Source organism: Xanthomonas sp. WHRI 7064, from assembly GCF_040202355.2.
GTDB lineage: Bacteria > Pseudomonadota > Gammaproteobacteria > Xanthomonadales > Xanthomonadaceae > Xanthomonas > Xanthomonas arboricola.
This window is the reverse complement of the sequence record NZ_CP167821.1, coordinates 3,742,955-3,757,851: the sequence shown is the minus strand read 5'-3', so window position 1 is coordinate 3,757,851 and position 14,897 is coordinate 3,742,955. Positions and strand designations below refer to the sequence as shown.

The window sequence follows — 14,897 nt, the reverse complement described above, 5'->3', positions numbered from 1 at the left end:
CACATAAAGAAGTCGAGACCTGGAAGCGTGACCGTGTTAGGCGCGATCAGCTGCTCAGATCAAAAGTTCGGCGAGTCGACGGCGCGATGCCCCCACCGCTTGCGAGACACGCAGTGAATCCGTGCCAGCAGGCTCCGTAGCGGCATCCTTGCCGCCAAGGGTTCCGAAATCGATAAGACCACCGCACATGTCAGCCTTGTGGTGTGCCGATGGGAACCGCAAAGCCGGCTGCCTCCGCTTCTCGGCGGGCGCAGGCGTTGCGTCGCGTCGGCAGCACCGCTTCAGCCGTTGGAGATCTCCGGCAGCGGCTCGGCACACTGGCGGCAATAGCGTGCATCGGGCGCGTGGCCTTCCAGCCCGCAACGTGGGCAATTGCGCGTATCGCGCTTGCCGGTGTGGCCACCTTCGCGCAGCGTGCTGGCCAGTTCGGCTGTGTAGATGCCGGTGGGCACGGCGATGATGCTGTAGCCGATCAGGATCAGCGCCGAGGTGATGAAGCGGCCCAGCGTGGTCTGCGGCACTAGGTCGCCAAACCCCACCGTGGCCATGGTCACGATGGCCCAGTACATGCTGGTCGGGATGCTGGTGAACCCGTGTTGCGGTCCTTCGATCACATACATGGTGGCGCCAGCGATCACGGTGATGGTGAGCACGCTGAACAGGAACACCAGCACCTTACGCCGGCTGCGCCACAGCGCGTCCACCAGTTGCCCGCTTTCTTCGATGTAGCGGGTGAGCTTGAGGATGCGGAACAGACGCAGGATGCGCAGCACGCGCACCACCAGCAGCGTCTGCGCACCGGGCACGAAGAACGACAGATAGCTGGGCAGAATCGAGAGCAGATCGATCACGCCCCATACGCTCAGTGCGTAATGCAGCGGGCGCCGCACCACCGCCAAGCGCAACGCGTATTCGATGGTGAACAAGACCGTGAACGCCCATTCCAGCGGCACCAGCCAGTGCGCCGAATGCGAATGGATGCGCGGCACGCTGTCGATCATGATCACCACCACGCTGGTGAGGATCGCCACCACCAGCATCAGGTCGAAATTGCGCGATGGGCGGGTGTCGTGCCGGTAGATGATGTCGAACCATTGCCGGCGCCAGCCGTGGTCGGTGGCGGGAGTGAGCTGAGGATCGGAGAAGGGGCGCATCCGCGCATTGTGCCGCAGGCCGGCGAATGCGCGAGAATGCGCGTTCTCCCTCCGCTTCTGTGACCCACCATCATGAGCACCGCTGCCGATTCGCCCCTGTCCCTCGCGCATTACTACCTGCCGGTGTATCGCCCGCGCCAGGTGGTGCTGGAGCGTGGCCAGGGCAGTCGCGTGTGGGACGACCAGGGCCGCGAGTATGTGGATCTGTCCGCCGGTATTGCGGTCAGCGGGCTGGGCCACAACGATCCGGACCTGATGGCCGCGCTGACCGAGCAGGCCGGCAAGCTGTGGCACACCAGCAATGTGTTCTTCAGCGCACCGCCGCTGAAGCTGGCCGAAGAGCTGGTCACCGCCTCGCGCTTCGCGCACAAGGTGTTCCTGTGCAATTCGGGTACCGAGGCCAACGAAGCGGCGATCAAGCTGGTGCGCAAGTGGGCCAGCAGTCAGGGCCGCCCGGCCGACAAGCGCGTGATCGTGACCTTCCGCGGCAGCTTCCATGGACGCACCCTGGCGGCGGTCACCGCCACCGCGCAGCCCAAGTACCAGGAAGGCTACGAGCCGCTGCCCGGCGGGTTTCGCTATGTGGACTTCAACGATGTCGCCGCGCTGGAAGCGGCCATGGCCTCGGGCGATGTGGCCGCGGTGATGGTCGAGCCGATCCAGGGCGAGGGCGGGGTGATGCCGGCGGCGCCGGGTTTCCTGAGCCGCGTGCGTGCGTTGTGCGACCAGCACGATGCACTGCTGGTGCTGGACGAGATCCAGTGCGGCATGGGCCGTACCGGCACGCTGTTCGCGCATTGGCAGGAGCAGGTGACGCCGGACATCGTGACGCTGGCCAAGGCGCTGGGTGGCGGCTTCCCGATCGGCGCGATGCTGGCCGGCCCCAAGGTGGCCGAAACCATGCAGTTTGGCGCGCACGGCACCACCTTCGGCGGCAACCCGCTGGCCGCGGCGGTGGCGCGCGTGGCGCTGCGCAAGCTGGCCTCGCCGCACATCGCCGAGAACGTAGCGCGTCAGTCTGCGGCGCTGCGCACCGGCCTGGAGGCGCTCAACACCGAGTTCGGCCTGTTCGCCCAGATCCGCGGGCGTGGCCTGATGCTGGGCGCGGTACTGGCGCCGGCGCATGCCGGGCAGGCCGGCGCGATCCTGGATTTTGCCGCCAAGCATGGCCTGTTGTTGCTGCAGGCGGGGCCGGATGTGCTGCGCTTCGTGCCGGCACTGAATCTGACCGATGCCGAGCTGGCCGATGGGTTGGAGCGCTTGCGCCTGGCGATTGCCGAGTACGTGGCGCAGAAGTGATGGAGTCCTGCGCTTTCTGCGCCGTCGTGGCGGGTGCCGCGACGGTGAGCGCGGCGGGGTAAGCGGCGCGGGTCGTTGGGTTTCTTGATTGGCGCTAAGTCACCCGGCGCGAGAGGGGCTCGCTTCTGCGTTCGTCATTAACCCGACACGGACTCACAGCGCCAACGCTGTACCCGATCGTGGACGCCAACGCGTTCAATGCTGCGAGCAGCGTCTTGCCTAACCCTTGAGGGTGATCAGTGTTTCGTGATGCTCAACCATTCCCGATTCCCGATTCCCGATTCCCCAATCCCGGCCCTTCACCCCAGCCCATACCGTTTCAACACCCGCCGCAACGCCCGCGCATCGCGCACCGTGTCCGCATGCAGGCCGGCAGCGCGGGCGCCGCGGACGTTGACGAATAGATCGTCGACAAGCAACGTGCGCGCAGCACTAGCATCCAGTTGTGCAAGCGCGCGCTGATACACCTGCACATCGGGCTTTCGGCCGCCGAGCGCGCCGCTGCACAGCACGCGGCCCTGCAATAGCGGAAACAGCGGCGGCACGATCCGCTCAATCGCTTCCGCCATCAATGGCCCGTTGTTGGTGAGCACCGCCACCGCGGTGGTTGCCGCCACCGCCAGCACCTGCGTCAGCACCGCCGGGTCGGCGCGGCATGCCGCCACGCGTGCGTCGATCCAGGTGGCGCGATCGATCGCGCAGCCAAGACCCTCGCTGAGCTGTGCCAGATACGCCGGCGTGTCGATCACCCCGGCGTCGTAGGCGCGCTCCAGGCCCTGCTCGAACAACACCTGTTGCACACGCTGCGGCGTGCACGCCGCCGCATTGGCAAGCGCCGCCACACGGCGCGGTCGCGAATAGCTGGCCAGCACGCCGTCGAAATCGAGCAGTAACAGGGACGGTGCTGCAGGCGGCATGGGCGGACTCGGGATGTGGCGGGGCAGCGTTGTCGATTCGCCGCGGCATGGCAAGCGTGCAAGACCTGGTATGTCCGGATGCACGCAGGTGGGTGGGGATAGTACCTATTCAGATCGTTGAATTCGGCAGCAACCTACCCACCCGCGCCGCCCCTACCCTCCGCGCGGCACTTGCGGTGGAACTGTGCTGGGTATGGTCGATGCATGCCGCATCCGCGGTGTCAGCCGGTCTTGGGGAGCGGGCCCGGTCACTCAGCACGTCACACCATCCAGGGGGTCGATTGCATGCGCAAGCGCTTGAACACCGATCAACTGGCGGCGTCGGTCGCCGCCATTCTCACCACCGCCACGCGTGGTCGCACGCTGGCTTCGATGACCTTGGTGCTGGCTGGTGCACACAGCCTGCCCGTCCTGGCACAGGAAGCGCGCACGCTGGACGCGGTCAGCGTGGTCGGTACCGGCTCCACGCGCACCACGGCTTCCATCTCCGTTGCCGAGATCCAGGCCCAGGTGCCCGGCGTGGCACCACAGCAGTTACTGGCGAGCCTGCCCGGCGTGAATGTGCAGACCACCGATCCGTTCGGGCTGTACGAATTCGGCGACTCGATGACCATCCGCGGCTTTTCCGCCAACCAGATCGGCGTGACCCTGGACGGCATTCCGATCGAAACCTTCGACACCCGCGAAGGCGGCCCGATCACCCGCTACGTGTCCAGCGAGAACCTGCTCGACGTCACCGTGTCGGCCGGTTCCGGCGATGTCACCCAGCCTTCGTACCACGCACTTGGCGGTGCGATCCGCTACACCAGCCTGCCCCCGAAAGGCGGCGATAGCTGGAGCGGCAATCTCACCCAGACCATCGGCTCGGACGATCTGGTACGCAGCTTCGTGCGCCTGGATACGCCGGATTGGTGGGAAGGCGGCCCCAGCGCCTATCTGTCTGCCTCGCGCACGCAGGGCGGGGTGTGGGACATGGAACCGGCCACGCAGAAGAGCGATCACTTCGAAGCCAAGATCCGCCAGGCCTGGGACGTGGGCCACCTGACCCTGGGCTGGATCTACAACAACCGCAAGGACTACGACGTGCAGTCGTACAACTCTGACGGCTCGGTCGCGTGGGATCTGCACGAACGCATCACCGGCAATCCGGAAGTGGATGCCGAGCATTACAGCGAATGGCAGAACGGCCGCCGCGACTCGCTGCTCAGCCTGCACGGCGATTTCCTGTTCAACGACGCGATCGGTTTCACCTTCACCGGCTACTACGAGAACAAGCATGGTTACGGCGTCGGCGGCACGCCGCCGAGCACGGCCACCGGCCTGTACAACGATGCCATCGCCGGTACGCCGGGGCGCACCGATATCGCCATCAACGACCCGCAGATCGTCGATGCCAACGGCAATGTCACCCGCGTCGGTGCGATGACGCGGCGCGAGGAAATCATGGGTGGCGATCGCTACGGCGTGACTACTGCGGTGTCGTGGGAGACCGAGCACAACAAGCTCGAAGTCGGTGCGTGGTACGAGAACTACGACTTTGACCAGGTGCGCCCGCTGTACAACCTGGACCCGGCCACCGGCGCACTGCTCAAGGGCTCGCTGCCGATCGTCATCTACTACGACAACCATTTCTCCACCGAGGTGAAGCAGCTCTACATCAAGGACACGCTGCGCCTGCTCGATGACCGGCTCACCATGGAGTTCGGTGCCAAGGGACTGGATGTCAAACGCGACTACAACGGCATCGCCAATCTCGATGACTTCAATGTCGGCGTGCGCCGCGATGTCACCATCAAGAACAGCGACTGGTTCCAGCCGCAGGTCGGCGCCAGCTTCCAGCTCGCCGAAGGCGTGCAGGTATTCGCCAACTACGCGGAGAACTTCAGCTCGGCGCCGCGGCTGGCGTTGACCTCGGGCGCATTCAATCCGGATATTGCGCCGGAGGAATCCACCAATATCGATATCGGCATCCGCGCCGAATCCAGCCAGTGGAGCGGCTACGTCGCCGCCTACAAGATCGATTACGAAAACCGCATCATCGCGCTGACCGACCCGGATCCATTGGTGGTCGCGCCCACGATCTACGCCAACGTCGGCGACGTGCAGACCTATGGCGCGGAAGTGTCCGGCATGTGGAAGCCGGCACCGGGCTGGCGGCTGGGGGCGTCGCTGACCTGGAACAAGTCCGAGTTCCAGGACAACTATTTCGGCCCGGTCAGCGGCAACCTGGTGCAGGTGGAAGGCAACGAAGTGCCGGACTCGCCCAAGGTGATGTTCAGCCTCAACGGCGGTTGGGAGGGCGAGCATTTCTTCGCCAACCTCGACACCAAATACACCGGCAAGCGCTACGGCGACACGCTCAATACCGACCAGGTGGATGCCACCTTCATCGTCAACGGCAGCCTCGGCTACCAGGGCGAGGATGCCGGGTTCCTGGCCGGTGGGCGGCTGCAGTTGTCGGTCTACAACCTGTTCGACAAGGACGATGCGATCGGTGCGGTGTTCCCGAACGAGAGTTCCGGCTCGTACCAGTTGATCGCACCGCGCCAGCTGTTCGCCAGTCTGTCCTACAAGTTCTGAGGCGGTGATGCGGCCGGCGTCACTGCCGGCCGCGTCATGCGTTTTGTCAGTCGCACTCGTTCCATGACATGCAAGGACTACGCGTTGATGCAAGGCAATCATTCTGGGGCGATGACGCGGCGGCAACTGCTGGCGCGCATCGGCATGACCGCTGGCGGCGCGATGATGTACCAGGCGATGAGCAGCCTGGGCATGGCCGCCGAATCAAATTTCAAAGGGCCGCTGCAACTGGATGGCGACCCAAAGGGCGCCTCGGTGCTGATTCTGGGGGCAGGGCTGGCCGGCATGGCTGCGGCCTTCGAACTGCGCAAGGCGGGGTACCGCGTGCAGGTGCTGGAATACAACGACCGCCCCGGTGGGCGTAACTGGACGCTGCGCGGCGGCGACCGTTATACCGAACTCGGCGGGGCGACCCAGCATTGCCAGTTCGACGACGGGCTGTACCTCAATCCGGGGCCGTGGCGCATTCCGCATCACCACAAGGCGGTGCTGAGTTACTGCAAGCAATTCGGTGTGGCCCTAGAGGCATTCAACCAGGTCAACTACAACGCGCTGTTGCACAGCCAGCAAGGCTTTGGCGGCAAACCGCAGCGCTTTCGCGCCATCGATGCCGATTACAAGGGCCACGTGTCCGAGCTGCTGGCCAAGTGCACCCAGCAGCAGGCGCTGGACAAGAGCGTGAGCCGCGAAGACCAGGAGGTGCTGTTGGAGTCCTTGCGGACCTGGGGCGCGCTCGACCACAAGTTCGGCTACGTCAAAGGCAAGGACAGCAGCGAGCGGCGCGGCTTTGCGCGATATCCCGGCGGCGGCCTGTCGGGCAAGCCGGAGTTCTCCGATCCCTTCAGCGTGCAGGACGTGTTGCGCTCGCGTCTGTGGACCACGCTGGCGGCCGGCAACAACTACGAAATGCAGACCACCATGTTCCAGCCGGTGGGCGGCATGGACCAGATCGGCAAGGCATTCGCGAAGCAGCTTGGCAATGCCATCACCTACAACGCCAAGGTCACCAGGATCGATCAGGACGGCAACGGCGTGCGTGTGTCCTGGCAGGACGCCGCGCATGGCGGCGAAGAACGCATCGCCAGCGCCGATTGGTGCATCTGCACGATTCCGTTGTCGGTGCTCAGCCGCATTCCGGTCACCGCCGGCGACGCGATGACCACCGCGATCGGCCAGGTGCCGTACGCGGCATCGGTGAAGGTGGGCCTGCAGTTCAAGCGCCGCTTCTGGGAAGAGGACGAGGCCATCTACGGCGGCATCAGCTACACCGATCTGCCGATCACCTTGATCAGCTATCCCAGCACCAACTATCACAGCCCCGGCAAGGGCGTGCTGCTCGGTGCCTACGTCTGGGGACTGGACGCCTACCAGTTCACCTCGATGCCGCCGGATCAGCGCGTGCGCAAGGCGGTCGAATACGGCACGCAGCTGCATCCGCAATATCCACGCGAGTTCGAGAACGGCATTTCGGTCGGCTGGCACCGTGTGCCGTTCACGCATGGCTGTTTCGGCATGTGGAGCGAGCAGGCGCGTGCCGAGCACTACACGCCGCTGTGCCAGATCGATGGGCGCCTGGCGCTGGCTGGTGAACACGTCTCCTATATTCCGGCCTGGCAGGAAGGCGCGATCTTGTCCGCGCACGATGTCGTCGGCCGTCTGCATCGCAAAGTGCTGGCCGGAGGAGGTCGCGCATGAATCTGTTACCACGATTGGCCGGGGTCAGCTTCGTCGTTGCGATGGCTGTCTTGCTGGTGCCGCCGGGCGCATACGATGCGCGGGCGCAGAGTTCCGATGCCACCCAGCTGTTCCCGCAACAGGGCTTTGCCAAGGCATCCGGCCAGGATGTCTACCAGGCGATCTGCCAGGGCTGCCACATGCCGGCCGGGCACGGCGCGCAAGGTGCCGGCGAATACCCCGCGCTTGCCGGCAATCCAAAGCTGGCCGCTGGACCCTACGTCACCATGATGGTGCTCGACGGCCACGCCGGCATGCCCGGCTTCGGCGAGATGCTCAACGACCGCCAGGTGGCCGAAGTGGTGAGTTATGTACGCACGCACTTCGGCAACGACCACGCCGAGCGCGTCACCGTCGACGACGTCAAATTGCTGCGTCACTGATGCCCCCTTTCCCTCTCATGCAAGGAGTTGCCATGTCCCGTCCAGTGACAGCCGTCCTCACCGCTGCCCTGTTGTGGTCTGCGGGCCTCACCGCTGCGCACGCCGCCGAGGTGATCCGCCACAAGATCCCCAACAGCGATTTCCCCATCGCTGCCGCCGTGGAAATTCCCGCCGGCAAGGCCACCGTCTATGTCAGCGGCAAGGTGCCGGCGGTGGTGGATGCCAGTGTGCCCAAAGATTCGGCTGCCGCCTATGGCGATACCAAGGCGCAGACGGTGAGCGTGTTGAACCAGATCAAGCAGCAACTCGCAGCGCTCGGCTTGGGGATGGGCGATGTGGTGAAGATGCAGGTGTTTCTGGTCGGCGATCCGGCCATGGGCGGCAAGATGGATTTCAACGGATTCATGGAGGGTTACCGCCAGTTCTTCGGTACCAAGGAGCAGCCCAACCTGCCGGCACGCTCGGCCTTCCAGATCGCCGCGCTCGGCAATCCGCTGTATCGGGTGGAAATCGAAGTGGTCGCCGTTCGTCCCTGAATCCGTCGTGCCGTCCTGCTGGAGGTTGTCATGAAAACTGCTCTTTCGCGCCGCTCGTTTCTGCGCGATTCCGCGCTGTTTGCCGGCGCTGCCGGTGCAAGTGCGCTGCCGCTGCTGGCCAGTGCCGCCGAACGTTCCGCCGCCATCGCGCCGATGCCGGCCAGTGCGCTGTCGCCGGTGATGATCGGCTCCAACGAGTTTCCCGATGGCCCGTCGGCGGCCGCGGTCAAGGCCATCGCGCAGATCGCACCGCAAGGCGGACGCTACCTGCGCGATGTGCAGATGGAGCTGATGGATACCCTGGCCGCCGAGCTCAAGCTGCCGGTCAATCACCTGATGGCCTACGCCGGCTCCACCGAGCCGCTGGACTACACCATGCTGGCGTTCACCTCGCCCAGCGCCGCGCTGGTCACTGCCGACCCCACCTACGAATCCGGTTGGCGCGCCGCCACCCGCAATGGCGCAAACCTGATCAAGGTGCCATTGCGCAAGGACTTCTCGCACGATGTGCAGGCGATGTGCGCCGCCGACGCCAGCCCCGGCGTGATCTACATCTGCAATCCCAACAATCCCACCGGGTCGGTCACCGCACGCAAGGATCTGGACTACGCATTGGCGCACAAGCCCAAGGGCAGCGTGCTGGTGGTGGACGAGGCCTATATCCACTTCGCGCAGAGCACCAGCAGCGTGGTCGACATGGTCGCCGCGGGCGAGGACGTGGTGGTGTTGCGTACCTTCTCCAAGCTCTACGGCATGGCCGGCATTCGCCTGGGCTATGCGGCCGCGCGCCCGGACCTGCTGGCCAAGCTGATGTTCTACAGCGTCAACAGCCTGCCGGTGACCGCCGCCGCCGCAGGCCTGGCCAGCCTGCGCGATCCCGCACTGGTGCCGCAGCGCCGCGCACGCACCGCGGCCACACGCAAGGACGTGATGGAGTTTCTCGCCAGGCAGGGCTACGCCTGCACCGCCTCGGAGAGCAACTGCTTCATGGTCGATGTGAAGCGCCCGGCCGCCGGCTTCAAGGACGACATGGCCACCCATGGCGTGTTCATCGGGCGCAGCTGGCCGGTGTGGCCGACCTGGTCGCGCATCACCGTCGGCACCGACGCGGAGATGGCACGCTTCAAGCAGGCCTTCGTGCAGGTGATCGCCGGCAAGCGCGGCCCGTTACCGCTGCCGGACGCCACGGCCGCTGTGCATGATCCGATGGATGATTTTTTCCGTTACGCATGAGGCGTTACTCTGGCACCACCGGCGCATGCGAACGCGCTGGTGTGGCCAGGCGCGCTGGGCGTCGCGCATCCCTTAACGCAGGAGTGTTCCCTTGAAAGTGTTTTCGACATTTGCCGTGCTTGGTCTGGTGCTGCTGGCGCCTTCGGCATGGGCGCGTACCTGCGCTGTCACCATCACCGGCAACGATCAGATGAAGTTCGACCAGAGCGCGATCAAGCTGGCACCCGACTGCACGCAAGTGGACCTCACGCTCAAGCACTCCGGCAAGATGGCCGCCACGGTGATGGGGCACAACTGGGTGCTGACCAAGTCCGCCGACTTCCAGGCAGTGGCCAATGCCGGCATACGCTCCACCATTGCCGACAGCTATCTGCCCAAGGCCGACGCGCGCGTGATCGCGCACACCAAGGTGATCGGCGGCGGCGACAGCACCACGGTCAGCTTTCCCACCAGCAAGTTGAGCAAGGGCGGCGATTACACCTTCTTCTGCTCGTTCCCCGGCCACTGGGCGATGATGAAGGGCACGCTGAGTTTTGGTTGAGCTGTCACGTGCCGCAGGTGTGCGTGGCCGCGGCAGGAGTGAAGTGTGAGGGAGCTGGCACGCGGTCACGCCGCGTGCTCCAGGGCAATCGTGAGCGGAGCGGACGGCAGCGCCAACTACAGTCGTAGACGGTGCTTCTGGTTCCGGCGTTGGCGCATCAGCGTCTTTCGCCGAACGCTATGTGGTCTGCGTTTTTAACGGGCTCTCCCGGTCAATCGGTTGGTCTACTCGTAGCTTGGCAAGGCGATGGCATTGGCGTCCCGTGCAAAATGGTTGTTGATGAACGACCTGAGTGCGGGCCGGCTGGCCAGGCGGATGGCGTTGCGCAGCACTGCCAGGCCAAAGCGGGTATGCGGCCACAGCAGGCGCGGAACCAGCTTGGGAATGTTCTGCCCCTGTTTGACGAAGGGGCGCATGATGCGTTCGTAGTGCGCGAAGGCGGTTGCCGGCGTGTCCGACCTGGCAAGCTCTCCGGCAAGGACGTAGGCACCCACGATCGCAAGCGTGGTGCCGATGCCGGACAGTGCGGTCGGGCACCATGCCGCATCGCCGGTCAGGACCACCCGACCGTTGGACCAGCGGTCCATGCGTACCTGGCGCAGCACATCGAAGTAGAAGTCGTCGACGTCCGTCATCGCATCCAGGATGCGCGGAAACTCCCAGCCCAGCGCGGAGAACTGCGCGTGAATGAAGGCGCGCTGCTGCGCCACGCTCCAGCCGTTCTCGTGACCGGGTCGCTTCTGGATGCCGAGATAGACTCCCAACTTGCCGTCGCGTGCAGGTTTCACCACCGCTCCCCGACCACCCAGCGTGTTGTATTGCCGCGCATAGACGCCGTCACTGGCGATCTGCGGAATGCTGAAATAGGCAATCGTCAGGTCCATCCAGCGCGGCCGATTCTCTGCGGGGAAAACCAGCTCCCGGGTGTGCGAGCCGACGCCCTCGGCGATCACTACAAGTGCATAGGTTTCCTGATGGCCGCTGGCAAAGGTGACCTGGACGCCGCCGTCGTGCTGCTCAATGTGTTCGATGCTGTCACCGAAGCGAAAGCGCACTCCTTGCGCTGCTGCGGCCTCGTAGATGATCCGGGCGATATCGCCGCGGCGGATTTCCATCTCCGCGGTCGGGCCGCCGTCGGTGTCGGAGTGCGCCGCTTCGAAGCGGCCGACCACGTGATTGTCTTCGGTGACCCAATCGGTGCCGCGCTCCCGGGTGCTGCGTTCGAGCAGCAACGCCTCCAGGCCCATCCGGCGCAGCACGTCTCGCGCAGTGCCGCGCACGTCCACGTTCTGCCCGCCGTCGCGGAACGCCGGCGCGCGCTCCACGACTTCAACATCGCGGCCATACCTGGCAAGCCACCAGGCCGTGGTGGTGCCGGCAACGCTGGCGCCCGTGACAAGGATGCGACCAGCCATGCTGTGAGCCCCCGACAAAAATACATCATACATGATGTATTTTTCGACGGAAGCCAGCGCCGGCGCTGGCGGTCAGCCTGGCGACGTCTCCGCACTGCCAGGCGGATCCGCTGCGCGCAACAACCCGCGTTGCAAGGCCTGCGCCAACGCGCTTTCGCGGCTGCGTGCATCGAGCTTGCGATAGAGGTTCTTCAAGTGGAACTTGACCGTGTTTTCCGACAGGTGCAGACAGCGCGCGATCTGCTTGTTGGAATACCCACGTGCCAGCTGCGCGAGCACTTCCAGCTCGCGCTCGCTGAAGATGTCGCCGGCCGGGTCCTCGTCGCCGCTGAGGCGTTCGAGCAGGGCCTGGATGGTGAGTGCGCGGGTGGTGCCGCCGACGGTCTGCGGGTCGTGTTGACGCAGCGAGCGCAGCATTGCCTTGGCCGGCAGTCCGAGTTCGACGATCGCCTGCCAGCTCTGCGTCAGCGCTACATGATCGAGCGCGCTGTACAGATGCGGCAGCGCCGCGGCCAGTTCGCCACGCTGCTGCAGCACCAGTGCGATGCGTGCGCGGGTGCGCGCGAGGTGGCACAGATTGTCATTGGCCAGGCAGGCCTGTTCGATCTGGCCAAGGATGGTCAGCGCGGCACTGCTGCGTCCGGCCAGCCGGTGCCAGCGTGCCAGCGCAAAGCCCATCGCCGCACGATCGCGCCAGCGGTGGGGCGAGCGCAGCGTATGCGCCAAGCCGGATTCGCCGCCGGTACGGGCGATCACCACATCGATGGCGGCATTGCCCGGATGTTCCAGCAGCAGCATCAAGCGCCAGGCAGCAGCCAGCTCCGACAGGCGCGTCAGCTTGCGCCCGTGGGCGATCTGTTCGACGTGTTCGAGCAGCGCCAGTGCACTGCGCCCGCTGTGGTCGCGCACACGCTCCAGTCCCAGCGCGGTGTCGTAGGCGGCAGCCAGCACGTCCATGCCGCCGTCGTGCTGCTCCAGCAATTCCAGCGCCGGATGCAGCAGGTCGGCCGCATCGTCATGGTGGCCGCGTTCGTAATGCAATTGCGCGAGCAGGCACTGGCCGGCGGCCTCCAGCACGCGATCCAGTTGCGGGGTGCGGGCGCACCAGTTCAGGGCCTGCCGGTAACAGGCTTCGGCGTCGCCGAGTTGCCCGCGGTAGAAAAAGCTCTGGCCCAACGCCAGCAGCGCCTGGCTTGCGCCCGGTTCGCTGCCACCGCGCTGCATCGCGTCGCGTGCGTTCAGGGCGTAGCGTTCGGCCAATGCAAAGGCGCCCTGCGCAATGGCGGTGGTGGCGCAGATGCACAGCAGCATGCCGCGGCCCAGATGATCGTCCTCGTCCAGCGCGGATGCCTGCGCGGCGATCTGGGTCAGGCCATGCGGGTTGCCGCAGATTTCGTCGAGGCGATCGCGCAACAGCGCCACCACCACTGTGTAGTCGCGCTGCAAGGGCTCACGCAGCGCCGCTGGAAAGTCGCGGAAGCGTTCCAGCAGCAGGCGCGCATGGCTGAACTCGCCGAGCCTTGCATGCAGATGCGCCTGGGTGAGATTCAGCGCCGGGGTGTCGCGGATGGTGCGGTGTTCGAAATGCCGGAGCAATGCACGCACCTCGTGCGTGCCGTGGGTCAGCACCAATTGCCAGGTGCCGGCGCGCGCGATGTAGCTGGCGGCCAGGTCGCCGCACTCGGCACGCGATGCGTGCCGCACCGCTTCGGCCAGATGCTGATGCTCGCCAAACCAGCGTGCGGCCCGTTGATGCAGGTGCGTGGCCTGGCCGGGATGTTCGCGATCGAGCAGTTGCTGCAGGAAGTCGGCAAACAAGGGGTGATAGCGGAACCATTCGCGCTCGCCATCCATGGGCACCAGCAGGCCGTGAAAATGTTCCAGCCGCGCCAGCAACCGGCCGCTGTCGTCGCGCTGGCGCACCGCATCGGCCAGCGCTGCGTTGACGCGCTCCAGTGGGCTGGTCCGCAACAGCAGGTCGCGCGTGTCGGCATCCAGGTCGTTGACCACCTGTTCGGCCAGGTACGCGGCAATCTGCGCACTGCGGCCGGAAAAACGCGCGGCCACCTCCTGTTGACGTTGCGCGCCGCCCTCCAGCCACAGGCGCGCCAGATGCAGCGCCACCGGCCAGCCTTCGGTGTAGCGCAGCAATTCGTCCACCACCGGCGCCGGGACCTGGGGCCCCAGCAATGCCTGTGCCTCGTGCTCATCCAGCGCCAGTTGCGCACTGCCGAGACGGCTGAGCTGCGCCTGCAGGTCCAGCCGCGCCAGCGGCAGTGCCGGCACGCGCCGGGTGGCCAGCAGCAGGTGCAGGCGTCCGCCGCCGTGTTCGACCAGCCGCAGCACCAGCTCGTCGACGATGCCGCTGCCGAGCCGGTCGTAATCGTCGAGAATCACGCTGATGCGCCGTGGCGCCGTGCGCAGTGCGCGGATCAGCACCGTCACCGCCTCGCGCGGATCCTGGTCGCGGTTGTGCAGCACTGCGGCGCACAGCGCCGGATCGGCACCTGCGTGCTGGATCGCCAACGCCAGATGGCCAAGGAAGCGCGCGGCATCGGCGTCCTCTTCGTCCAGCGACAGCCAGGCCACGGCCGCGTGCTCGCGTGCGCGCAGCTGCGCATGCCACTGCGCCAGCAGCGTGGTCTTGCCGAATCCGGGCGGTGCCAGCAGCAGGGTGAGTGGCCGGGCCTGGGCCTGATCCAGCGCCGCCAGCAACGCGCCGCGCACCACCGCACCGGTACGCGGCAGCGGCGGCTCCAGCTTGCTGGCAAGCAGCCAATCGGGAAGGGCGGAATCGCGCGACGGTGAGGGGCGCGGTGTGAGCAACGCAACAGGCTTGAGCATGAGGCGAGGGCGGCCCTGGCAAGCGTCGGCAGCGCGCCGGCTCGACACGCTGCAGATCGTGATGAACCAGCGGCGATGCAGATCGCGTCACCGTGACCGGCGACAACGTCATATCGGCTGCTTCGAGGGTCCCCACCCATGCCCATCCGTGGACACCTTTCAGAAAGGTATGACAGCCACAAGACAAAAGCAAAGCTTGTCGTTGCGCCGTCGCCTGAATGGCGCAAGCGCTGGCGCAGGGTGTGCGCCGGCGCCAGGCAA

11 protein-coding genes are annotated in these 14,897 nt (G+C 65.7%); 7 read left to right on the top strand and 4 right to left on the bottom strand.

Annotated features, from left to right (window positions below):
• Positions 1 to 281 precede the first annotated feature (281 nt).
• Complete coding sequence (locus tag ABQY74_RS16055; RefSeq protein ID WP_102585218.1) at positions 282 to 1,154, bottom strand: ion transporter; 873 nt, start codon at positions 1,152 to 1,154, stop codon at positions 282 to 284.
• 72 nt (positions 1,155 to 1,226) lie between these two features.
• Here ABQY74_RS16055 and ABQY74_RS16050 point away from each other — a divergent pair, with 72 nt between their 5' ends.
• A complete protein-coding gene (locus ABQY74_RS16050; protein ID WP_104555310.1) occupies positions 1,227 to 2,453 on the top strand; it encodes an acetylornithine transaminase in 1,227 nt (408 codons plus the stop codon).
• A 299-nt stretch (positions 2,454 to 2,752) separates the two neighbouring features.
• Here the strand turns inward: ABQY74_RS16050 and ABQY74_RS16045 are convergent, their stop codons facing one another.
• A complete protein-coding gene (locus tag ABQY74_RS16045; RefSeq protein WP_104555311.1) occupies positions 2,753 to 3,370 on the bottom strand; it encodes an HAD-IA family hydrolase in 618 nt (205 codons plus the stop codon).
• A 297-nt stretch (positions 3,371 to 3,667) separates the two neighbouring features.
• Here ABQY74_RS16045 and ABQY74_RS16040 point away from each other — a divergent pair, with 297 nt between their 5' ends.
• The 6 genes from ABQY74_RS16040 to azu all read left to right on the top strand — a co-directional run bounded on the left by ABQY74_RS16040 (position 3,668) and on the right by azu (position 10,377).
• A complete protein-coding gene (locus ABQY74_RS16040) occupies positions 3,668 to 5,950 on the top strand; it encodes a TonB-dependent receptor (RefSeq protein ID WP_026064441.1) in 2,283 nt (760 codons plus the stop codon).
• A gap of 87 nt (positions 5,951 to 6,037) precedes the next feature.
• The gene (locus tag ABQY74_RS16035) at positions 6,038 to 7,645 is read left to right on the top strand and encodes a flavin monoamine oxidase family protein (protein ID WP_349792306.1); all 1,608 of its coding nucleotides are present in this window, start codon (positions 6,038 to 6,040) and stop codon (positions 7,643 to 7,645) included.
• On the top strand, positions 7,642 to 8,067 hold the full coding sequence (locus tag ABQY74_RS16030; protein WP_104571602.1) for a cytochrome c: 426 nt from the start codon (positions 7,642 to 7,644) through the stop codon (positions 8,065 to 8,067). The genes ABQY74_RS16035 and ABQY74_RS16030 overlap by 4 nt, the downstream gene beginning before the upstream one ends.
• 32 nt (positions 8,068 to 8,099) lie before the next feature.
• Complete coding sequence (locus tag ABQY74_RS16025) at positions 8,100 to 8,603, top strand: RidA family protein (RefSeq protein ID WP_104571603.1); 504 nt, start codon at positions 8,100 to 8,102, stop codon at positions 8,601 to 8,603.
• 30 nt (positions 8,604 to 8,633) lie between these two features.
• Positions 8,634 to 9,836: a pyridoxal phosphate-dependent aminotransferase gene (locus tag ABQY74_RS16020; protein ID WP_349792303.1), complete on the top strand. Its 1,203-nt coding sequence runs from the start codon at positions 8,634 to 8,636 to the stop codon at positions 9,834 to 9,836.
• A 91-nt stretch (positions 9,837 to 9,927) separates the two neighbouring features.
• A complete protein-coding gene (gene azu / locus ABQY74_RS16015) occupies positions 9,928 to 10,377 on the top strand; it encodes an azurin (protein ID WP_016903022.1) in 450 nt (149 codons plus the stop codon).
• 224 nt (positions 10,378 to 10,601) lie between these two features.
• Here the strand turns inward: azu and ABQY74_RS16010 are convergent, their stop codons facing one another.
• Both ABQY74_RS16010 and ABQY74_RS16005 read right to left on the bottom strand, forming a co-directional pair.
• A complete protein-coding gene (locus ABQY74_RS16010; protein WP_349792301.1) occupies positions 10,602 to 11,792 on the bottom strand; it encodes an FAD-dependent monooxygenase in 1,191 nt (396 codons plus the stop codon).
• 72 nt (positions 11,793 to 11,864) lie between these two features.
• A complete protein-coding gene (locus ABQY74_RS16005) occupies positions 11,865 to 14,636 on the bottom strand; it encodes a LuxR C-terminal-related transcriptional regulator (RefSeq protein ID WP_184352126.1) in 2,772 nt (923 codons plus the stop codon).
• Positions 14,637 to 14,897: the final 261 nt, after the last annotated feature.

Bases quoted from the DNA above. Each gene is read 5' to 3' on its own strand.
- ABQY74_RS16055 (WP_102585218.1), bottom strand. From the start codon at position 1,154: ATGCGCCCCTTCTCCGATCCTCAGCTCACTCCCGCCACCGACCACGGC.
- ABQY74_RS16050 (WP_104555310.1), top strand. From the start codon at position 1,227: ATGAGCACCGCTGCCGATTCGCCCCTGTCCCTCGCGCATTACTACCTG.
- ABQY74_RS16045 (WP_104555311.1), bottom strand. From the start codon at position 3,370: ATGCCGCCTGCAGCACCGTCCCTGTTACTGCTCGATTTCGACGGCGTG.
- ABQY74_RS16035 (WP_349792306.1), top strand. From the start codon at position 6,038: ATGCAAGGCAATCATTCTGGGGCGATGACGCGGCGGCAACTGCTGGCG.
- ABQY74_RS16030 (WP_104571602.1), top strand. From the start codon at position 7,642: ATGAATCTGTTACCACGATTGGCCGGGGTCAGCTTCGTCGTTGCGATG.
- ABQY74_RS16025 (WP_104571603.1), top strand. From the start codon at position 8,100: ATGTCCCGTCCAGTGACAGCCGTCCTCACCGCTGCCCTGTTGTGGTCT.
- ABQY74_RS16020 (WP_349792303.1), top strand. From the start codon at position 8,634: ATGAAAACTGCTCTTTCGCGCCGCTCGTTTCTGCGCGATTCCGCGCTG.
- ABQY74_RS16010 (WP_349792301.1), bottom strand. From the start codon at position 11,792: ATGGCTGGTCGCATCCTTGTCACGGGCGCCAGCGTTGCCGGCACCACC.
- ABQY74_RS16005 (WP_184352126.1), bottom strand. From the start codon at position 14,636: ATGCTCAAGCCTGTTGCGTTGCTCACACCGCGCCCCTCACCGTCGCGC.